The following is a 19,895-nucleotide window of genomic DNA, read 5'->3' as shown; positions in this document are numbered from 1 at the left end:
TTTGGGTGCGCCTGCGTGCTGGGGCGCGGCCGGACCTGAAGAACAAGGCCGGGGGGGGCACAAGCCCTTCCCGGCCTTGTTCGCGCCGCTAGTCGTACTTGACGGCGCTGAACTTCATGAGGCTGTCCCAGGAGTGGATGGCCTCGATGTAGCGGATGGTGCCGGTCTTGCCGCGCATGACCAGGGAGCTGGTCTCCGCGCCGTAGCCCAGGTAGCGCACGCCCTTGAGGAAGGTGCCGCCGCTGATGCCGGTGGCGGCGAAGAACACGTCGTCGCTTTTGACCAGGTCGCCCACGGTGAGCACGCGGCGGATGTCGATGCCGGACTGGGCCAGCGCGTTCTTTTCGTCCTGCTTCTGCGGGTCGAGCTTGCAGAACATCTCGCCGCCCATGATGCGGATGGCGCAGGCGGCCAGGACGCCCTCCGGCGTGCCGCCGGTGCCCATCATCACGTCCACTTCGTTGCGCGGGTCGATGGCCATGAGCGCCCCGGCCACGTCGCCGTCGGTGTGCAGCTGGATGCGCGCCCCGGCCTCGCGGATGTCTGCGATGAGCTTTTTGTGGCGCGGCTTGTCGAGAACGAAGACCACCAGGTCGTCCACGTCCTTGCCCAGGGCCTTGGCGATGCGGGTGAGGTTGGCGGGCACGGGGGCCTCGATGTCCACCACGTTTTTGGCCGCCGCGGGCACCACGAGCTTCTGCATGTAGAAGCTGGGTCCGGGCACGAACATGGTTCCGGCCGGGGCCACGCCCACCACGGAAATGGCGTTGGGCCGCCCATAGGCCAGCAGGCTGGTGCCTTCCACCGGGTCCACGGCCACGTCCACGGCCAGGGGCCCGCCGCCGCCCACCTTCTCGCCGTTGTGCAGCATGGGGGCGTTGTCCTTCTCGCCTTCGCCGATGACCACCGTGCCGCTGATGGCCAGCGAGTTGAACGACAGGCGCATGGCCTCCACGGCCGCGCCGTCTCCGGCGTTCTTGTCGCCCTTGCCCAGCCAGCGCGCGCTGGCCAGCGCCGCCGCCTCGGTGACGCGCACCAGGTCCAGGGCCAAATTTCTCTGCGGAGCTTCCATCCGTGCTCTCCTTGTGTGGGGACGAAGTGTCTTGTTCGTCGTATGTTGCGTGGGTGGGATGCTAACAGAGCAGACGGCAGGTCGGCAAGGGCCGTGGGGACATGCGGCCGCGGAGTCCGCCTGTGGCGGGCGAAAAAAAGCGGGGCGGCCCGTGCGAACCGCCCCGTGTGACGCCGTTTTGGAAGCCGTGTCCTAAATGCTGATCTTGGCGCCCAAGAGGGCCACGAACTGGGCCAGCCAGTCCGGGTGGGCGGGCCAGGCCGGGGCCGTGACCAGGTTGCCGTCGGTGACGGCCTTGTCCAGGGCGATTTCCGCGTACGCGCCGCCCGCGCAGGTCACGTCCGGGCCGCAGGCCGGGTAGGCGGCGCTTGTGCGGCCCTTGAGCACGCCCGCCGTAACCAGCACCAGGGGGCCGTGGCAGATGGCGGCGATGGGCTTCTTCGCCGCGTTGAACTGCCGCACGATTTCGATGACGCGCGTGTTCAGGCGGATGTATTCCGGGGCGCGGCCGCCGGGAATGACGAGCCCGGCGTAGTCGGCCGCGTTGATCTTGGCGAAGTCCTTGTTCAGGCTGAAGTTGTGCCCACGCTTCTCGGAATAGGTCTGGTCGCCCTCGAAGTCGTGGATGCTGGTGCGCACGATGTCTCCGGCCGTCTTGTCCGGGCAGGCCGCATCCACCTGGTAGCCCAGCATGAGCAGGGCCTGGAAGGGCACCATGACTTCATAATCCTCCACGTAGTCGCCCACGAGGAAGAGGATGCGCTTGACCTGGGCCTTCTCCGCGGCCTTGGGCGCGGGCTTCTTGGCGGCCGCCGCGGGCTTGGCCCCGGCTTTCGCCATGGGCTTGGCCGCTTTCTTGGGAGCCGCCGCCTTTTTCGCGGGCGCCTTGGCCGGGGCCTTCGTGACCGGGGTTTTCTTGGCCGGTGCGGGTTTTTTCGCCGTCGCCATGCATCCTCCTGAGAAAAGAAACAGGTTCTGGTCCCAACGCGCCGCACGGCCCGCCGGTGTTTCCGGCCCCGCCGCGGGCCTCCCTAGCCGAAGAAGCGCTCCCGGACCTTGCGGGCCACGGTGGGCGCGGTGAAGCCGTATTTTTCCGCCAGCTTGCCAGCGGGCGCGCTCTCGCCGAAGTGGCCTAGACCAAGGGCCAGGCCGTCCAGGCCCACGTAGCGGTACCAGCCTTCGGCGCGTCCTGCCTCCACGGCCACGCGCTTGCGGCAGGCCGGGGGCAGAACGGCGTCCTTGTATTCCTGCGGCTGCTCCTCGAAAAGCGCCACGGAGGGCATGGACACCACGCGTATCTTGCGGCCGGGGGCTTCTTTTTCCAGGATTTCCGCCGCTTCCAGCACCAGGGAGACCTCGGAGCCCGAGGCCAGCATGATGAGTTCCGGCGTCCCTCCGCAGTCCTTGAGCACGTAGCCGCCTTTTTTGACGCCTTCGGCCATGGCCGGGAAGCTCTTGGGATCCATGACCGGCAAGCCCTGCCGGGTGAGGAACACGCACGAGGGCTTGGCCGTCTGGCGCAGGGCCGTCTCCAGGCACAGGGCGGTTTCGGTGGCGTCGGCCGGGCGCAGGTCGATGAGCTCCGGAATGAGGCGCAGCGAGGCCACATGTTCGATGGGCTGGTGGGTGGGGCCGTCCTCGCCCACATGGAAGGAGTCGTGGGTGAAGATGTAGAGCACGGGCAGCTTCTGCAAGGCGGACATGCGGATGGCGTTCCTGCAGTAGTCGGAGAAGGTGAGGAAGGTGGCCCCGAAGGGGATGACCCCGCCGTGCAGGGCCATGCCGTTCATGATGGCGGCCATGGGGAATTCGCGCACGCCGAAGGACAGGTTGCGGCCGAGCGGGTTGTCCGCCCCGAAGATGCCCACGGCGTCGCGGAATTTCGCGGTCTGGTTGGAGGGGTCGAGGTCCGCGCTGCCGCCCACGAGGTTGGGCAGGAAGTCCTTCATGGCGTTCAGGCACGCGCCCCAGGCCTGCCGTGTGGCGATCTTCTTGCCGGGCTCGAAGGCGGGCATGGCGATGGGAAGCTCGTGGCGGCCGGTGTTCATGGCCTTCCAGAAGGCCAGGAAATCCGGATCGGCCTTTTTGAGGGTGCGCGCCAGCGTGCCCTGCCAGGCCTTGGCGCGCTTGCGCAGTTCCGGAAAGCGGGCCTGGAAATGGGCCTTGGCTTCGGCGGGAACCTCGTAGCACTTGCCCTGGTGCAGGCACATGCCGGTCTTGGTGGCGGCGATTTCCTCCGGCGAAAGGGGCTCGCCGTGGGTGCCGAAGTCGCCTTCGCGGGTGGCCGCGCCCTTGGCCATGACCGTGTGGCCGATGATGAGGCTGGGCTTCTTCTTTTGGGCCTGCGCCTTCTTGATGGCCGCGCGGATCTGGTCGCGGTCGTGGCCGTCCACGGACTGCACGTGCCAGCCCATGGCGGAGAAGACCTTGGCGTAGTCGGTTTTGTCCACGCGGCTGGTGGGACCGGCCAGCTGCACCTTGTTGGAGTCGTAGTAGACCACGAGTTTACCCAGCCCCCAGAGCCCGGCCAGGGAGGCCGCGCCCATGACCACGGGCTCCTGCATGTCGCCGTCGCTGGCCAGCACGTAGGTGTGGTGGTCCGCCACGGCCTTGCCCAGCTTCGCCCGCAGGAAGGCCTCGGCCTGGGCCATGCCCACGCCCATGGCGAAGCCCTGGCCCAGGGGCCCGGTGGTGGCCTCCACGCCGGGGGTTACGTCGTGCTCCGGGTGTCCGGGGGTGCGGCTGCCCAGCTGGCGGAAGCCCGCCACGTCCGTCTCGTCGATGAACCCGGCCATGTGCAGCAGGCCGTAGAGCAGGGCGGATTCGTGCCCGGCGGAGAGCACGAAGCGGTCGCGGTTGAACCAGCCTGCCCGGTCGGGGTCGAAGTTCAGGAACTCCGAGTAGAGCACGGCCGCGAAGTCCGCGGAGCTCATGGCGCCGCCCGGATGGCCGGAGTTGGCCGCGCGGGTCATGTCCATGATGAGCCCTTTGAGGGTGTTCACCACAAGCTGGTCTGGGGCGATGGTCTGTGCCATGGATGTCTGTCCTTCAGGTGGATTTGGCGCGAAAGCGCCCTTATGGTTTTGGGGTGAGCGCGTCGAACTGGCTGATGCGCCGCAGGTGCCGCGCGCCTTCGAAGCCGGTGGAGAGAAACACGCGGGCGATGTCGAGCCCGAGGCCCTGGCCCAGCACGCGCTCGCCTAGGCAGAGCACGTTGGCGTTGTTGTGCGCGCGCGCCATGCGGGCCATGAATTCGCAGGTGCACACCGCCGCGCGGATGCCGGGCAGCCGGTTGGCGGCCATGCTCATGCCGAGCCCCGTGCCGCAGACCAGGATGCCCAGGGTCTCGCCGTTCTGCCCCGCTTCGCCCGCATCCAGCACGCGGCGGCACAGCTTTTCGGCGTAGGCCGGATAATCGCAGGAGCCTGTGCCATCAGGCCCAAGATCCTCCACTTGGCAGCCCGCGTTGCGCAGGGCCTGCACAAGGGCGCCCTTGAGGGCGAAGCCGCCGTGGTCCGAGGCGATGAACACCGTCTTGCGCATCTGCTCCTCCTGAGGGGTTTGGCTCATTGCGGGCTTCTCCGGCCGTTCGTCGCCTGTTCCTCGCGCCGCAGCCGGGCGATTTCAATTTTGAGCATCTCCACCTGGCGCAGGCACAGGTCGCGTTCCGGTCCGGGCGCGGCGTCGAGCCTGGCCAGCAGGTCGGTCTCCTGGCGCAGGCGGGCGTCCAGCTGCCGCAGTTCGTGGCGCATGGCCTGCCGTGTGGCCAGCCGGGCCATCTCGCGTCCCCAGACCTTCACGCCCAGGACGAAGGTTCCGATGACGCCGGGCTTGTCGGCCTCAGCGACCGGAATCAGGGGCCGGGTTTCCTGTGCCATCGTCTCCTCCGGTAATGACTTCGCGCACCTGCGCGGGAGCGGCCTGCCGCTCAAGGGGGATGAATTCCACGCCGGCGGGCAGGACAAGCCCAAGGGCCTTGGCGGCCCAAGGCTCCTGCCTGGGGGTGACGGCTTTGACGCGCAGCACGGCGCTGTCGCCCTTGGGCAGGGTGAGGGTGAGGGTCTTGGCCGGACCCACGGGATCGCCTTCGTCCTCGGGATAGCCGGAGAACTCCAGTCCCCACACGCGCGGGCCGGAAATCTTCTGGCCGTCGCGCTCCACCTGGGCCTTGAAATGTTCGGAGAGCACGCCCTCCATGCGCTCTGGCCGACCGTAGCGGTCCAGGACCAGTCGGCGCACCGCGCCCGTTTCGTAGCTGAAGGCGAAGCCGCCGCCGGGAATGGCCCGCACGCGGTTCGGGGTCTCGGGCACAAGGGAGCCGAAGTGCCCGGCGCTCACCATGGCGAGGTCGCGCAGGGCGAAGGGGAAGGGCAGGCCCAGAAGCTGCGCGCCGACGACGGGGTCGCGGTGGGCGTAGGCGCGCTTCTGGCCGGGATAGAAGGCCAGCAGCCCGCCTTGGTCCTCGCGCATGAGGGCCAGCATGGTGCCGATGCCCGCGCGCACGTCGAGCCTGAGGGGCCGGTCGAACTCGCCGAAGAGCTGCACATCGGTACGGTTGGCCTTGGTGGGCGTGGAGTAGAGCAGGCTGGCGCGCACGGCCACGCCAGCGCCGGGAAGGCCCGGCTCCACGAACCGGGCGCGGAAGGCGGCCATGTCCTCCGCCGCTTCTTCGTGGCGGGGCAGCTCGATGCGCGGCGCGCAGGCGCACAGCGAGCAGATGCAGAGTGCGGCGGCCAGGGCGGCGCGGAGCCGATGGACATGGGGGGCGGTGACGGTCATTTCGCTCTCAGCTTTTTCTTGATGCGTTCGGGGTGCTCGTGCTTGAACTTGAGCGCGTTCTGGTAGGCCTTTTGGGCCTGGGCGGCGCGGCCGGACTGCTTGGCTATGTCGCCGTAGTGCTCCCACATGGTGGGATCGTCTTTGGTCAGGGTCACGGCGCGCTGGATGTGCTTCCAGGCTTCCTCCAGCTTGCCCAGGCGGAAGTAGGTCCAGGCCAGGGAGTCCACGATGTAGCCGTTCTCCGGCTTGAGGCGGTCGGCCTTCTTGACCAGGGCCAAAGCGCGCTCCAGGTCGCGGCCTTCCTCGGCCAGGGTGTAGCCGATGTAGTTGAGGGCGTCGGCGTGGTCCGGATTCTTGTCCACGATTTTCTGCATAAGCCCAAGCGCCGTCTTGCGGTCGCCCTGCCGGTCCAGCACGGCCCCCAGCTGGTAGCGCAGATCCTCGTCCTCGGGCTGGTCGTCCAGGGCCTTTTCAAGAACCTCCCTGGCTTCGGGGAGGCGCTTCTTCTCTATGAGGTAGCCCGCCTGCAGCAGCGGGAAGCGGCTCTGTCCGGGGTACAGCCGCTTGCCCTGGTCCATGAGCGCGACGGCTTCGTGCTCGCGGCCCATGCCGTAGAGCAGCTGGATGCGGAACTGCAGGGCCTGGCTGAAGTGCGGGTCGCTCTCTGGAACCAGGTCCAGGAACTGCAGCGCTTTTTGCGGGTTGCCTTCGCCATCGTGGGCGATGACCGCCTTGTAGAAGAAATACTCGCCGGGCACGGGCGGCTGGCTTGCCAGCACGTCCAGCAGGGTGCTGGCCTGGGCGGAGTAGCTCTCGTTCAGGAACAGCAGCGCGGCCGCCAGGATGAAGGGCTTGCCGCCGGAGCTTCGCAGGGCGGCGTCCAGGGCCTTGTCGGGGTTGTTCAGCTTGAGCCACAGGCCCACCACGCGCAGGCGGATGTCCTCCCGGCCTTCGCCCCCGCCGTTCTCGATGCGCTGGCGGATGTCCTCGCGCGTGGCGCCGAGTTCGAGGATCTGCGAATAGGTGGCCACGGCGGCGGCGTAGTCGCGGTCCATCTCCTGCTGAAAGGCCAGCTCCACCCAGGCCTCCAGGTGCTCCGGGTTCTGCTTCAGCAGCTGCTTGAGGGCGTTCATGGCCGCGGTTTTGCGGCCCAGCCGGGCCTCGGCCCGGGCCATCTGGAACTGGGCATCGGCGCTGCGTTCCTTGGGCGGGATGCGCTTCAAGGTCTCCAGCGCCTTTTCCGGCTGTTCCGAGTCCACGTAGAGCTGGCCCAGACGCTCGCGCAAGGTGGTGTTCTCCTGGCGCGAAAGATAGCCGGAGAGCACGGCGGCCGCCTCGGCGAGCCTGTTTTCCATGAGGAAGGCGTTGGCCAGGGCCGCGTTCAGATTATAGTCGTTCGGGTACTTCTCAAGGCCCTGGTCCAGTATGGTCCGCGCCTGGCCGGCCTGCTCGGGGTTCCAGTACAGGAAGGCCTTGTCCATGTAGAGAGAGGGCGCGGACTCGCGGGCGATGACGCGGTCCAGGGCCCGGGCCGCGGCTTTTTGGAGCGCGAGGGTGCGCGCAAAGGCTTCCGGGGAAAGTCGCGCCGTGGAGGCCGTGCGCGACATTTGCTGCAGAAGCGCTTGGTATTCCAGGTAGTCGTAGGTGGAGCTGGCGGCCTGGGCGACGGGCCGGGGCGGCTGGACCCTGGGCTGGGCCGGGGCGCAGGCCGTGCACAGGGCCATGGCCAGGAAAAGGGCGGGGCGCAGGCCCAGGGAAGAGATGCGACGCATTGTGGTCCTCATGTGTTGGACGGAACTCCATCGGCCAGTCTTTCGCGAATCATGGCCGCGTAGCGCCGGGCCAGGGCCTGCCCCTCGTCCAGCAAGGCCGGGCCGTAGCGGCGGCCTATCTCCGTGCGGAAGCTGCGCGCGCAGCTTGCGGCCCTGTCCGCGCCCTTGGTGAATGCCTGGGCGATTTCTTCCAGCGGCCATTCGTCACAGTCGCAGTATTCCCACATGGTGGCGGCGAAGATGTCGGGCCCGAAGCGGAAGCGGTCGGCGTCGTGCACGGCTCCGCAGATCAGGTGCGCGGCCTCGGGTCCGGCCTCGGCCAAGGGCAGGTCGGCCTCGTGCAGGGCCACGGCCTGGGCGATCCACACCCGTTCCTCCGGGGTAAGGGCATAGCCGCGCAAAAGCCGCAGACACAGGTCCGCGCCGCGTTCCGGGTGCTCGTCCTCATGGTTCATGGCATCGTGCAAAAGCCCGGCCATGGCGGCCAGCAGGGCCGCGCGGCGGCGGTCGTCCGGGGAAAGATCGCAGGGCTCGGCCAGCACGATGGCCGCGGCGTCCATGGCCACCCGCTTGCCGTGTGCGACACCGAAGCCGCAGACATCATTCAGGAACCCAATGGCATCACCCTGCAGGCGCAGCATCAGCGGATGGTCGAAGAAGAGGTTGGAGGCGTGGCGCAATTCCTCTGCGCACTCCGTGCTGAAGGCCGTCTTCGGCCGCGCGGCGGAGATTTCCTTCGCCCTGCGTTTGATGTCGAGAATGCGCGGATCCATCGTGAGAAGCCCCCCCGTCTAGTCGTTGCCTTTAATCCACTCGGGCGAAAAGTCCTTCACCGTGCTTTGCAGATGCGCCTTGAGCTTTTCCAGCAGGCGCGCCTCAATTTGCCGCACGCGTTCGCGGGTCACCCCGTAGCGGTCGCCGATTTCGCGCAGGGTCACCGGGCTGTCGGAGAGCAGCCGTTCGTTCAGGATGGCCTGCTCCTTGTCCGAAAGCCTGGGCGCGATGGTCTTGAGGTTTTCCAGCAGCAGCGCGGAAATCTGGTCCTGGCCGAGGATCTCCTCGATGCCGGGGCCAAGGGCGGGCAGGAAGTCCAGGCGCGTGTTCTCCGAATCCTCGCCGATGGAAATGTCCAGGCTCATGTCCTGGCGCGAGAGGCGCTGGTCCATCTGCTCGATTTCGGCCTCGCTCACCTGCAGGCTTTCGGAAAGCGCGCTGGTGGTGGGGTCGAAGCCCATGTTGGTGAGCCGCTGGCGTTCCTTGTTCAGGTTGTAGAACAGCTTGCGCTGGGTCTGCGTGGTGCCGATCTTGACCATGCGCCAGTTGTCCATGATGTACTTGAGGATGTAGGCCTTGATCCAGAACGCCGCGTAATAGCTGAACTTGATGCCTTTGTCAGGATCGAACTTGCGGACGGCCTTCATCAGGCCCACGTTGCCTTCCTGGATGAGGTCCTGCACGTTCTGCATCCAGCGGCGCTGGAAGTCCATGGCGATCTTGACCACCAGGCGCAAGTGCGAGGACACCAGCCGGAAGGCGGCCTCCTGGTCGTTCTCGTCGCGCACGCGCTTGGCCAGCTCGAACTCCTCTTCCGGGGCGAGCAGGGGAAAGCGGGCGATCTCGCGCAGGTAGTGGCTGAGCGAGTCGCGCGTGGAGACCTCGCCCCGTTTTCGGGCGACGGGTGCGGGCAGGAAGGGCTTCTTCCCGGCCAGGGCCGGGGGGGCGGCGGGCCTGCTCTCTGGGGAGGCGGCGTGGGTGTTTTCCGATTTCATTCCGAATTTGGCCGACCTGGCGGTTCGGCCCGGCAGGGCGTCTGGCCCCCTGGGCCGGGTCGTGGGTTGCGCAAGGGGGAAGCGTATAGTTTTTGTTTGTCCTTTTCAACGATTTTCAGTACACCCGGATTCCCGGCCCGGCAAAGGCTTCGCGCCCGTCGCGCAAGGGCCAGGACGGCCCCGCCCCGCCCGGCCCCACCGCTGACGGAGAGATTCCCATGTCCGACTTCCGCTCGCTTTTGTCCGATTCCTCCCTCCACTTCTTCGACGGCGGCTTCGGCGCGCTCTTGCAGTCGCGCGGGCTGCCCCCGGGCGTTGCGCCGGAAATGTTCGGCGTCAAGAACCCGGAACCCGTGGCCGCCATCCACGCCGAATACGCCGCGGCCGGGGCCGAGGTGGTCACCACCAACACCTTCGGCGGCACGCGCTTCAAGCTGGACCCCGGCGTGGACGCCCGCGCGCTGAACCGCGAGCTGGCGCGCATCGCCAAGCGCGCCGTGGACGGCCGGGCCTTTGTGGCGGGCAGCGTGGGGCCTTCCGGGCACTTCATCGCCCCTCTGGGCGACGTGAGCTTCCGCGAAATGGTGGCCGCCTATCGCGAGCAGATCTTGGGCTTGGCCGAGGGCGGAGCCGACCTTATCCTGGGCGAGACGCAGTTCGACCTGGCCGAGGCCAAGGCCATCGTCATCGCCGCGCGCGAGGTCTCCGAGCAGCTCTCCCGCGACCTGCCGGTGGGCGTCACCATGACCTTCGAGGGCGCCAAGTCCCTGACGGGAACGTCGCCGCTGACTTTCATCGACACCATGCAGAACCTGGGCGTGGACTTTCTTGGCACCAACTGCTCCGCCGGGCCGGAGCAGATAGTGGATGTAGTGCGGGCCATGCTGCCCAGGCTCTCCACGCCGCTTCTGGTGCAGCCCAACGCGGGCCTGCCGGAGCTGGACGAGGAAGGGCGCACGGTGTTCCGCCTGGGGCCCGAGGACTTTGCCCGGCAGTGCCGCGCCTTCGCCGAGATGGGGGCCAAGTTCCTGGGCGGCTGCTGCGGCACCACGCCCGCGCACATTTCCGCCTTGCGCGCCGCCGTGGCCGACCTGCCCTGGCGCAGGCCCGTTCCGCCGGACCCCTCGCCGCTGGTGCTGACCTGCCGGTCGTCCTCCGTGGCCTTTGGCGGCGAGAACCCGCTGGTCATCATCGGCGAGCGCATCAACCCCACAGGCAAGAAGGTTCTGGCGGACGAGCTTTCCCAGAACCTGCACGCCGAGGCCCTGCGCCTGGCCACCGAGCAGGCGGCCCAGGGGGCCGGCGTGCTGGACGTGAACGTGGGCGCGCCCATGGTGGACGAAAAGACCGTGCTGCCCGCCCTGGCCCTGGCCTTGAGCTCCCGCTTCGAGTTGCCGCTGTCGCTGGACACCTCGGACATCGAGGCCATGGAGAACGCCCTGTGGACGCAGCCCGGCTCGCCGCTGGTGAACTCCATCAGCGGGGAGCCCGGCCGCATGGAGCAACTGGGCCCCCTGTGCAAGAAGTTCGGCGCGCCCTTCATCCTGCTGCCCCTTGAGGGCCGGAAGCTGCCCTACACCGCGCAGGAGCGCATCGCGGTCATCGACCGCCTGCTCGCGCAGGCCGACAGTCTGGGCATTCCGCGCCGACTGGTCATGGTGGACGCTCTGGTGCTCACGGTGTCGTCCAAGGCGCTGGCCGCGCGCCACTGCCTGGAGACCATCCGCCACTGCGCGGACGTGCTGGGCCTGCCCACCACCATGGGGCTGTCCAACGTCTCCTTCGGGCTGCCCGCGCGCGAGCTGCTCAATTCAAGCTTCCTCACGCTCTCCATGGGCGCGGGCCTGTCCTCGTGCATCGCCAACCCGGCCAGCCGCCGCCTGCGCGAGGCCGCGGCCGCGGCCGAGGTGCTGCTGGCGCGCGACGCCAACGCCGGACGCTACATCGCCTCCTACGCCGACTGGACCCCAGGCGCGGGCGGAGTGGGCGGGCCGGCGTCTGGCGCGGGCGGCGGCGCGGGCCGGGGCAAGGCCGCCACCCCTGGCGAGGCCGTGGTCATGGGCGACCGCGACGGGCTCATCTCGCTCATCGAGGCCGAGCTGGCCGCCGGGGCCGACCCCTTCGCCCTGGTGGACGGCGCGCTCATCCCCGCCATATTGGAGGTGGGCCGCAAATACGAGCGCAAGGAATACTTCCTGCCGCAGCTGTTGCGCAGCGCCGAAGCCATGCAGGCGGGCTTCGCCCGGTTGGAGCCCCTGCTCATGGCCTCCGGCCGGGCGGAGAAGAAGACGCCCATCGTCATGGCCACGGTGGAGGGCGACATCCACGACATCGGCAAGAACATCGTCTGTCTGATGCTGAAAAACCACGGCTTCGAGGTCTTCGACCTGGGCAAGGACGTGCCCGCCGCGCAGATAGTGGACGAGGCCGAGCGCGTGGGGGCCAAGGTCATCGGGCTTTCCGCGCTGATGACCACCACCATGGTGCGCATGGAGGACACCGTGCGCCTGGTCAAGGAGCGCGGCCTCCCCATCAAGGTCATGATCGGCGGGGCCGTGGTCACCGAGGCCTTCGCCCTGTCCATCGGGGCGGACGGCTTTTCCCGCGATGCCGTGGCCGCGGTGAAGCTGGCGGCGGAGTTGTCGGGCCGGGTGCTGGCGCAGTAGCGCCTTTGCGTCCGCCGCGGGTTTCTGCTACACGGCCAGCAGACGCTGGCGCGGCCCTTTTGCGCGCCCGCTTGAGGAGTTCTGGATGAACGCATACGTACGACCGCTTTGGGCGGGGGTGTTGTCCTGCCTGTTGCTCTTGGCCGCCTGCTCCGGCGACGCGACGGCCCCGGCGCCCTCCGGCGGCAAGCTGGAGACCCTGGACATGCCCGCCGTTGAGCAGCGTTTCGCCGCCAACAAGGGCAAGATCACCCTGGTGATGTTCTGGGCCACCTGGTGCCCGGCCTGCAAGACCGAACTGCCCGTGCTGGAGCAGCTGCGCGCCAAGTACCCGCCCGAGGAGCTGGACATCCTGGCCATCAGCGTGGATGACACCGAGGAGATCATGGCCGAATACCTCAAATCGCGGCCCACCACGGTGCCGGTGTACCTCTCCAAGGCGGAGGTCGGCTCGGAATTCGGCGTCAAGGGCGTGCCCGCCCTGTACGTGCTGGACAAGAACGGCCAGGTGGCCTTCAATAGCGCTGGCGCGTATCCTTTTGAAATGCTTGACCAGGTCATCGGACCTTTGGCGAGGGACTAGGCGTTGGCGATGCGGTTGCGCAAGGCGCGCATCACCGACGTCAAGGGCGTGCACAAGCTCATCATGAACACCAGCGCCGACGACGGGCTGGTGCTGCCGCGCTCGTACAACCAGCTCTACAGCCACCTGCGCGACTTTTTCGTCATCGTGGACGAGTCGCGCGAAGACGAGGCGCTGGGCTGCTGCGCCCTGTCCATCTGCTGGGAGAACCTGGCCGAGGTGCGCTCCCTTGTGGTGGCCCGCGAGGCGCGCGGCCAGGGCCTGGGCCGCAAGCTGGTGGAGGCCTGCCTGTCCGACGCGGTGACGCTGGGCATCTACCGCGTGTTCGCCCTGACCAACACGCCGGACTTCTTTCGTCACATGGGCTTCGTCGAGGTGTCCAAGGACACCCTGCCGCAGAAGGTGTGGAGCGATTGCCTGAACTGCCCGCGCTTCCCCGACTGCGACGAGATCGCGTTGCATATCGAACTGTAAGGATTCTTTAAACATGTCCCACAGCATGAAGACCGTCATCGATTCGCAGTCCATCCAGCGGCGCGTGGCCGAACTGGGGGCGGAAATAACCGCGTTCTACGCGGGCAAGCCGCTGGTGGCCGTGTGCGTCCTCAAGGGCGCGTTCCTCTTCTTCGCCGACCTGGTGCGCCACATCAAGAACGACGCGCTGGAGCTCGACTTCGTGCGCATGGCCAGCTACGGCTCCGGTACAAACCGCAGCAGGCAGACCATCTTCAGCAAGGACATGGAGGTGGATGTCTCGGGCAAGCACGTGCTCCTTGTGGAGGACATCGTGGACACCGGGCATTCCGCGCGGTTTTTGTTCGACGTGCTGGAGAAGCGCGGGGCCGAAAGCGTGCGGATTTGCGCCGCCGTGGACAAGCACGAGCGCAGAGAGATCGCGCTCACGGTTGACTTTGCGGGCTTCCCCCTTCAAAAGGGGTTTATTGTGGGATACGGCATGGACTATGCGGAGAAATACCGCGAGTTGGACGCCGTGTACGAACTCGTCCTGTAACGGGGCGTTGGAGCTAGAGAAACATCATGATTGTCGCCTGTCCCAACTGCCAGAGCAAGTACAACCTCCCAGAGGAAAAGATCGCGCCCACCGGATCCAAGGTGCGCTGCGCGCGGTGCAAGCACGTGTTCACCGTCATGCCTCCGGGCAAGGATTTCGACAAGGAGCTTGGCGACCTGAACGCGGCCGAGGCCGCCGCCCGGCCCGCGCCCGCCGCGCCCGCCGCGCCCGAAGCCCCGGCCACGGCCCCTGGCAAGAAACTGCCCTGGGACGACGACGAGCCCGCGGCCCCTGCCGCTGCCGGAGGCAAGAAGCTGCCCTGGGACGATGACGAGCCCGCGGCTGGTCCGGCAGACGACGACGACCTGCCCGGCTTCTCCGCCACGGCGGGCAAGAGTCCCTTCGACGACGAGCCCGTCGCGCCTTCCACCAGGACCGATGTCGACGACGATGGCGGCAGCTTCAGCGCCAGCCTGGACGCGGCCTCCGGCCACGAGGCCAAGATCGGCGGCGAAGACGACTTCCTGAACTCCCTGGGCGGCGCCAGCCTGGACGCTCCCGCCAAGGACGCCGGGGCGGCGAAAAAGAAGAAGCTCATCATCCTGGGGGTCTCGCTTGCCGTGGTGGCCGCGCTGGTGGCCGCGCTCTTCGTGTTCAAGCCCTGGACCAAGATGAACATTCCTTTCCTGGGCTCCCTCTCCGGAGAGAAACAAGGCGAGGAGAAGATCGACAAGGTCAAGGACATTGCCCTCCGGAACGTTCGCCAGTACTACATCCCCAATGAAAAGGCGGGGAACGTCTTCGTGGTGGAAGGCAAGGCGGTGAACAACTTCGCCACCCCCAAGGAGCGCATCAAGGTCGAGATCACCCTGTTCGACGAAAAGGGGCAGGTGCTGGCCAGCAAGCAGCTTTTGTGCGGCAACACCCTTTCCCAGTTCCAGCTCCAGGTGCAAAGCGAGGAGGAGATCAACGCCAGCCTTTCCTCGGAGGTCGGCATCCTCACCAGCAACACCTTCCTCAAGACCGGCATGGACACACCCTTCATGGCCGTGTTCTTCAAGCCGCCAGACGCGGTCAAGGAGTTCGGCGTCAAGGTCATCGACGCGCTTGACCCCAAGTAGGGGCGCGGGCGGCACAGCTCTACACGCATCGGCGGCGCCGGGGCGGGCGCAACAACCCACCCCGGCGCTTTTTCTTTCACACCAGCAGCATCGCGAGGCCGTCCATGAGCCGCACGCCCTACACCATCGCCCTTGTGCAGACCGCCTGCCGCGACAGCGCCCAGGAGAACCTCCAGGCCAACCTGGAGCTGGCCGAGCGCGCCGCAGGCCTCGGGGCCGATGTCGTCTGCCTGCAGGAGCTCTTCAAAGGCCCCTACTTCTGCCAGCAGGAGGATGCCCGCCTCTTTGATTTGGCCGAGCCGGTTCCCGGCCCCACCACAGAGGCCTTCGGCACGCTGGCGAAAAAGACCGGCGCGGCCATGGTGGTCTCGCTGTTCGAGAAGCGCGCCATCGGGCTCTACCACAACACGGCGGCGGTCATCGGCCGCGAGGGGAACGTGCTCGGCGTGTATCGCAAGATGCACATCCCCGACGACCCGGCGTTCTACGAGAAGTTCTACTTCACCCCCGGCGATCTGGGCTTTCTGGCCGTGGACACCCACGTGGGGCGCATCGGCGTGTGCGTGTGCTGGGACCAGTGGTACCCGGAGGCCGCGCGTTTGACCGCGCTGAAAGGGGCCGAGGTCATCTTTTACCCCACGGCCATCGGCTGGCACCCGCAGGAAAAGGCCCAGCTGGGCCAGGAGCAGCGCGACGCCTGGATGCTGGTGCAGCGCGGCCACGCCGTGGCCAACGGCTGCTACATCGCGGCGGCCAACCGCATCGGGCTGGAGCGCCCTTTGCTCGACGGCAACAACGCGGCGGGCGCGGGCATAGAGTTCTGGGGCACGAGCTTCGTGGCCGGCCCGGCGGGCGAGCTGGTGGCCCAGGCGCCCACGGACGAGGAGACCATCCTGCTGGCCCGGGTGGACCCCGGGCGCATGGAGGACGTGCGCCGGGGCTGGCCGTTTTTGCGCGACCGCCGCACCGACGCCTACCAGAACATCGTGAAGCGTTTCGACGACTAGCAATCCCGCAAGCTCTAGCGAGGACCTCCAATGCGTCAGTTCATCAAACTCATGCTCGGCTTCGCGCCGTGGATCGCGTTCCTCTTCCTCGCGCACGGCTCCATGTTCCGGCTCAAGCTGGGGCTGGCCGTGGCCGCCGCGCTCACCCTGGTCATGGCCGTGCTCAAGCTGCACAAGGGCGTCATCATGTGGGTGGGCATCGTGTTTTTCAGCTACGCCTGCGTGGCCGTGTTCGCCTTCGAGCACATGTGGACCGTGCGCTTCATGGGCGTGCTGGCCAACGGCGCGCTGGCCGTGGGCGCCTGGACCACGCTCGCCCTGGGCCGCCCCTTCACCCTGGAGTACGCCAAGGAGCATACCGATCCCTCGCGTTGGAGCCATCCGGCCTTTGTGCGCACCAACACCGTGCTCACCGCCACCTGGGCGGCGGTGTTCACCGTGGGCGCGGGCCTGGCCTAGCTCAAAAGCCAGGGCACGGCATGGCCGGAGTGGCAGATCGAGGCGCTCAACTACTCCATGATGCTCTCCTGCCTGCTGTTCACCACCTGGTACCCGGAGCGTGTCAAGCGCCGGGCCCAGGCGCTGACCCGCACGTAGCCGCCGGGTGCGCTCGCGCCCTGTTGCCCCGCCCGGCCCCTTGGGGCGCGTTGCCATTTTCCGCGTCATTGGGTAGATGCATACATATCCACCCCCCCTTGAGTCCGCCAAGGAGGAACCCATGCGCATCCGCCCACCTTTGGCCCTCGTCCTGGCTGGTGTCCTGACCGGCCTGGCCCTGCTGGCCGCCGCCCCGGCCCTGGCCGACACCCAGAAGCGCCTGGCGCTGGTCATCGGAAACTCCGCCTACGAGTCCTCGCCGCTGAAGAATCCGGTCAACGACGCCACGGACATGGGCTCCATGCTCAAGAATCTGGGCTTCGAGGTCATCTCGCGGCTGAACGCCAACCAGAAGCAGATGGAGGACGCCATCCGCGAGTTCCAGGGCAAGCTGAACAAGGAATCCATGGGACTCTTCTTCTTCGCCGGGCACGGAATGCAGGTGGGCGGCGTCAACTACCTCATCCCCATCGGGGCCAAGATCAGCCAGGAAAGCGACATCAAGTACGAGTCCGTGGATGCCGGGCGCGTGCTGGACGCCATGCACAACGCGGGCAACCCGCTCAATATCGTCATTTTGGACGCCTGCCGCGACAACCCCTTTGCCCGCAGCTACCGCTCGTCCTCCAAGGGGCTTGCGCGCATGGACGCGCCCACGGGCACCTTCATCGCCTACGCCACCGCCCCGGGCGACACCGCCGCCGACGGAGAGGGCAGGAACGGCGTGTTCACCAAGTACATGCTGGAGTACATGCCCACCCCGAATCTGGAGGTGGACAAGGTGCTCAAGAAGGTGCGCGTGTCCGTCATGCGCGAGACCAGCAAGCGGCAGGTGCCCTGGCAGTCCTCGTCCCTCACCGGTGATTTCTTTTTCAGGGGCGGGGGCGAGACCGCGGGCGGAGCCATGGACAAGGCCGCGGCCGAGGAATGGGCCAGGATAGAGAAGGAGCGCGCGGAGATCGCGGAGCTCAAGCGGCAGATAGAGCGCGGCCAGCAGCAGGCCCAGGCGGCGGCTTCCAGGCCCGCCCCGGACCCGGCGGTAAGCCCTGCCCCTGCCCCTGCCCGGCCCGCGGCCCAGCGACAAGCCAAGCCGCCCAAGCTCATGCTGCTGGTGCAGGAGGACTGCGTGAACTGTCCGGTAAAGGGCATGAGCATGGCCGAGAACGAGCTTTTGGCCCGGCTCTCCGCCCTGGGCTACCCGCTCATCGACAAGGCCCAGCTTGAGGCCGCCAACCAGAAGGGGCAGGTGCGGCTGGCCCTTTCCGGCGACGCCGACGCGGCCAAGCAGCTCGGGGCCATGTTCGGCGCGCGGTACGTGCTGGTGGGAAAGGCCGCCATACAGGATGCGGGCGAGGTTATGCCTGGAACCAACCTGCGCTCCATTCAAACCAACATCCAGCTCAAGATCGTCAGCGCCCAGAATGGGCAGGTGCTGGGCTCCACGGTGCAGAGCGCGGCCGCAGCGCACGTAAGCGCGCTCAACGGCGCGCAGAAGGCCCTGGCCCAGGCCTCCCGCGCGACCATAGACGGCTACGTGGCCCCCACGTTGACCAGCCTGGCCATGAAGGACGCGGCCGAGGGCGGGCAGATACGCCTCTTCGCCACCGGCGTGGGCGACATGTCGGCCTACGCGTCGCTTTTGTCCGCCCTGCAAAAGACCTCCAGCGTGAACGAGGTGGCCACGGACCGCTGGAACAAGCAGAGCGGCCTGCTGGTGCTGGACGTGCGCTACGGCGGCACGGGCGAGGACCTGGCCGTGGCCGTGGACAACACGCCCCTTTCCGGCAAGCGGCGCATCGTGGTGCAGGATTTTGCGGCCGGGCAGGTGGACGTGCGCATCCGGTAGCCGGGCGCGGAGTCGGGGGCAAAACAAAAGGCCCCGGCGGGACGTTCGTCCTGCCGGGGCTTTCGCGTCAGGGCCGGGCTACTGGTTCAACGCGGCCATGATGCCCTCCACCTGCCGCTTGTAGGCCGGGTCGGCGGCCACGGTCTCGGCGAAGAGCTTCTCGGCCCCGGCGCGGTCGCCCTTGTCCAGGGCCTCCAGCCCGCGGGAGTACAGAAGCGCCGCGTCCATGCCGCTGGCCGCGGGCGGAATCTGCGACAGGCTCACCTTGAGGGCGGCGGCGATCTTCTCCGCCAACTGGCGCTCCAGCTTCATGAAGTCCTTCTTGCCGCCGGTGATGGAGGCGGCCATGATGCACTCGCTGGTCTCCACGTTGATGATGCGGGCGTCCATGCGCACGTCGTCGCCCAGGACCATGAACGCGCCGAAGGCGATGCTCTGCGCGCCCAGGAGCCGCCCGGCCTGCACCGCCGTGGCCGCGTCCACCATGCCGCTCTGGCTCAAGGCCACCTCCTTCAGGATGGCGGCGATCTGCGCCCGCTCGATGACCTTGAGGCTCGTTCCGGCCATCTTGAGGTCCGTGATGAGCATGGCGGCCAGCCCCTGGGCGAGGGGCTCGTACATCTTCGCATCGGTGACGGCGTTGTTCTCGAAGGGCAGCACGGCCAGGGTGGTGGGGGCCTGGGCGCGGGCCAGGCCGCACAGGGCCAGGACAAGAGCCAGGGCCATGGCCTGGGCGCGGAGTCGGATGCGCATGAAAAAAACCTCCTGTGTGCGGTGCTATTTGCGGCGGCTGGCCCGGTCCATGCCATAGGCGCGCAGATCGATCATGAAGTTTTCGCCCGCGCTCACGTCTTTTGCGCAATAGCCGGAGTTGTACTCGTCGATGTAGGCGGCCATGGGCTGCCCGCCCACCTTCACCGCGTAGCCGTAGATGCGCCCGTTGCGCAGGATATAGAGCCCCACGGTCTCCTGGCCCTTCTTGTACACGCGGATGACGGTGTCGTCGCCGGGGATCTCGTGGAATTTGTCGGCGGGCTTCTCCGTGACGAAGCGGAAGCCGCGCGCGATGAGTTCCTCCTCCGAGGGCGTGTCCATGCGGCCGGCGCCCGGAGCGGCCGCAGGCAGGCAGAGCAGAGCCAGGGCAAGCAGGGCCGCTGCGGAAGCGGCCAACGGCATGTGCGGATGCGCCTGCATGGCGGGGGCCTCCTCTTGCTGGACCGGGGGGTTGATACCCTACGTATGCACGAACACGCGTCGATTATCAAGGCGGGAAAGCAAACCCCTTGCCCGCACGGCGCGTTTCGGGATATGCTGTGTCCAAGCCCCCCGAACGTCCCGCGCATCTTCACCGCAGACGAGGAGGCCCCATGCCCAGGCGCATCGCCCTTCCGTTTCTTCTGGTCATCCTCTCCCTGCCGCTGTGCCGCGCCACCGCCCTGGCGGAGGAGATCATCCGCTACAAGCCCGTGGTGGTGCAGAGCGGCGACAACAATCTGTTTCCGCCCAAGGTGCTCATCGTGGACACCAAGGACGGCCACGTGTGGCTTTGGCGCGAACGCGGCCGCAAGGACGCCGCCGAGGGGCCGGACTCCCAGATCATCTACCAGGGCCGCGTGGCGCCGGGACGCGCGCCCGGCGAGGCCGTGGCCACGGTCAAGGGACGGTAGGGCT

The 19,895-nt window shown here is 67.5% G+C and carries 20 protein-coding genes; 9 read left to right on the top strand and 11 right to left on the bottom strand.

All coding sequences use genetic code 11. The features are described from left to right. Nucleotides 1–88: 88 nt before the first annotated feature. The 9 genes from glpX to CHB73_RS15230 all read right to left on the bottom strand — a co-directional run bounded on the left by glpX (nucleotide 89) and on the right by CHB73_RS15230 (nucleotide 9,392). Nucleotides 89–1,072 (bottom strand): class II fructose-bisphosphatase, encoded by a 984-nt coding sequence (glpX, locus tag CHB73_RS15275; protein WP_089275472.1) that lies wholly within the window; start codon nucleotides 1,070–1,072, stop codon nucleotides 89–91. Nucleotides 1,073–1,264: 192 nt separating this feature from the next. After that, nucleotides 1,265–1,912 carry a DJ-1/PfpI family protein gene (locus CHB73_RS15270; RefSeq protein ID WP_089275503.1) on the bottom strand — a complete coding sequence of 216 codons (648 nt, stop codon included), beginning with the start codon at nucleotides 1,910–1,912 and terminating at the stop codon, nucleotides 1,265–1,267. A 191-nt stretch (nucleotides 1,913–2,103) separates the two neighbouring features. Next, entirely contained in the window at nucleotides 2,104–4,107 is a 2,004-nt protein-coding gene (gene tkt / locus CHB73_RS15260) for a transketolase (RefSeq protein ID WP_089275471.1), read from the bottom strand. 40 nt (nucleotides 4,108–4,147) lie between these two features. Then, nucleotides 4,148–4,615: a ribose 5-phosphate isomerase B gene (rpiB, locus tag CHB73_RS15255; protein WP_089275470.1), complete on the bottom strand. Its 468-nt coding sequence runs from the start codon at nucleotides 4,613–4,615 to the stop codon at nucleotides 4,148–4,150. Nucleotides 4,616–4,638: 23 nt separating this feature from the next. Beyond that, nucleotides 4,639–4,950, bottom strand: coding sequence for a hypothetical protein (locus CHB73_RS15250; RefSeq protein WP_089275469.1), 312 nt, complete (start codon nucleotides 4,948–4,950; stop codon nucleotides 4,639–4,641). Then, nucleotides 4,913–5,851: a hypothetical protein gene (locus tag CHB73_RS16930; RefSeq protein WP_089275468.1), complete on the bottom strand. Its 939-nt coding sequence runs from the start codon at nucleotides 5,849–5,851 to the stop codon at nucleotides 4,913–4,915. Before CHB73_RS16930 ends, CHB73_RS15250 begins: the two co-directional genes overlap by 38 nt. Next, entirely contained in the window at nucleotides 5,848–7,623 is a 1,776-nt protein-coding gene (locus CHB73_RS15240) for a tetratricopeptide repeat protein (protein WP_179217084.1), read from the bottom strand. Before CHB73_RS15240 ends, CHB73_RS16930 begins: the two co-directional genes overlap by 4 nt. An 8-nt stretch (nucleotides 7,624–7,631) precedes the next feature. Beyond that, on the bottom strand, nucleotides 7,632–8,396 hold the full coding sequence (locus CHB73_RS16925) for a hypothetical protein (RefSeq protein WP_179217083.1): 765 nt from the start codon (nucleotides 8,394–8,396) through the stop codon (nucleotides 7,632–7,634). 18 nt (nucleotides 8,397–8,414) lie between these two features. Further along, nucleotides 8,415–9,392, bottom strand: coding sequence for a sigma-70 family RNA polymerase sigma factor (locus CHB73_RS15230; protein ID WP_089275465.1), 978 nt, complete (start codon nucleotides 9,390–9,392; stop codon nucleotides 8,415–8,417). Nucleotides 9,393–9,610: 218 nt separating this feature from the next. On the opposite strand from CHB73_RS15230, the gene CHB73_RS15225 reads away from it, so the two are divergent. The 8 genes from CHB73_RS15225 to CHB73_RS15190 all read left to right on the top strand — a co-directional run bounded on the left by CHB73_RS15225 (nucleotide 9,611) and on the right by CHB73_RS15190 (nucleotide 18,224). Continuing rightward, nucleotides 9,611–12,058, top strand: coding sequence for a homocysteine S-methyltransferase family protein (locus CHB73_RS15225; RefSeq protein ID WP_089275502.1), 2,448 nt, complete (start codon nucleotides 9,611–9,613; stop codon nucleotides 12,056–12,058). A gap of 85 nt (nucleotides 12,059–12,143) precedes the next feature. Then, entirely contained in the window at nucleotides 12,144–12,641 is a 498-nt protein-coding gene (locus CHB73_RS15220) for a TlpA family protein disulfide reductase (RefSeq protein WP_089275464.1), read from the top strand. Between the two features lie 9 nt (nucleotides 12,642–12,650). Next, nucleotides 12,651–13,115, top strand: coding sequence for an N-acetyltransferase (locus tag CHB73_RS15215; RefSeq protein WP_089275463.1), 465 nt, complete (start codon nucleotides 12,651–12,653; stop codon nucleotides 13,113–13,115). 13 nt (nucleotides 13,116–13,128) lie between these two features. After that, complete coding sequence (hpt, locus tag CHB73_RS15210; protein ID WP_089275462.1) at nucleotides 13,129–13,653, top strand: hypoxanthine phosphoribosyltransferase; 525 nt, start codon at nucleotides 13,129–13,131, stop codon at nucleotides 13,651–13,653. A gap of 26 nt (nucleotides 13,654–13,679) precedes the next feature. Beyond that, nucleotides 13,680–14,774 (top strand): DUF3426 domain-containing protein, encoded by a 1,095-nt coding sequence (locus tag CHB73_RS15205; protein WP_089275461.1) that lies wholly within the window; start codon nucleotides 13,680–13,682, stop codon nucleotides 14,772–14,774. A 104-nt stretch (nucleotides 14,775–14,878) separates the two neighbouring features. Further along, nucleotides 14,879–15,781, top strand: coding sequence for a carbon-nitrogen hydrolase (locus tag CHB73_RS15200; protein WP_089275460.1), 903 nt, complete (start codon nucleotides 14,879–14,881; stop codon nucleotides 15,779–15,781). A gap of 30 nt (nucleotides 15,782–15,811) precedes the next feature. Continuing rightward, complete coding sequence (locus tag CHB73_RS15195) at nucleotides 15,812–16,240, top strand: hypothetical protein (protein ID WP_218819445.1); 429 nt, start codon at nucleotides 15,812–15,814, stop codon at nucleotides 16,238–16,240. A 259-nt stretch (nucleotides 16,241–16,499) separates the two neighbouring features. Then, entirely contained in the window at nucleotides 16,500–18,224 is a 1,725-nt protein-coding gene (locus CHB73_RS15190; protein WP_179217082.1) for a caspase family protein, read from the top strand. A gap of 78 nt (nucleotides 18,225–18,302) precedes the next feature. On the opposite strand, the gene CHB73_RS15185 is transcribed toward CHB73_RS15190, so the two are convergent. After that, nucleotides 18,303–18,977 carry a CsgG/HfaB family protein gene (locus tag CHB73_RS15185; RefSeq protein ID WP_089275458.1) on the bottom strand — a complete coding sequence of 225 codons (675 nt, stop codon included), beginning with the start codon at nucleotides 18,975–18,977 and terminating at the stop codon, nucleotides 18,303–18,305. A gap of 24 nt (nucleotides 18,978–19,001) precedes the next feature. Continuing rightward, nucleotides 19,002–19,418 (bottom strand): hypothetical protein, encoded by a 417-nt coding sequence (locus CHB73_RS15180; RefSeq protein ID WP_089275457.1) that lies wholly within the window; start codon nucleotides 19,416–19,418, stop codon nucleotides 19,002–19,004. 173 nt (nucleotides 19,419–19,591) lie between these two features. On the opposite strand from CHB73_RS15180, the gene CHB73_RS15175 reads away from it, so the two are divergent. Continuing rightward, nucleotides 19,592–19,891, top strand: coding sequence for a hypothetical protein (locus tag CHB73_RS15175; RefSeq protein ID WP_089275456.1), 300 nt, complete (start codon nucleotides 19,592–19,594; stop codon nucleotides 19,889–19,891). The last annotated feature ends 4 nt before the right edge of the window (nucleotides 19,892–19,895 follow it).

The organism is Humidesulfovibrio mexicanus (assembly GCF_900188225.1).
GTDB lineage: Bacteria > Desulfobacterota > Desulfovibrionia > Desulfovibrionales > Desulfovibrionaceae > Humidesulfovibrio > Humidesulfovibrio mexicanus.
The sequence above is the reverse complement of the archived record's forward strand: the minus strand, read 5'-3'. Positions and strand labels throughout refer to the sequence as shown.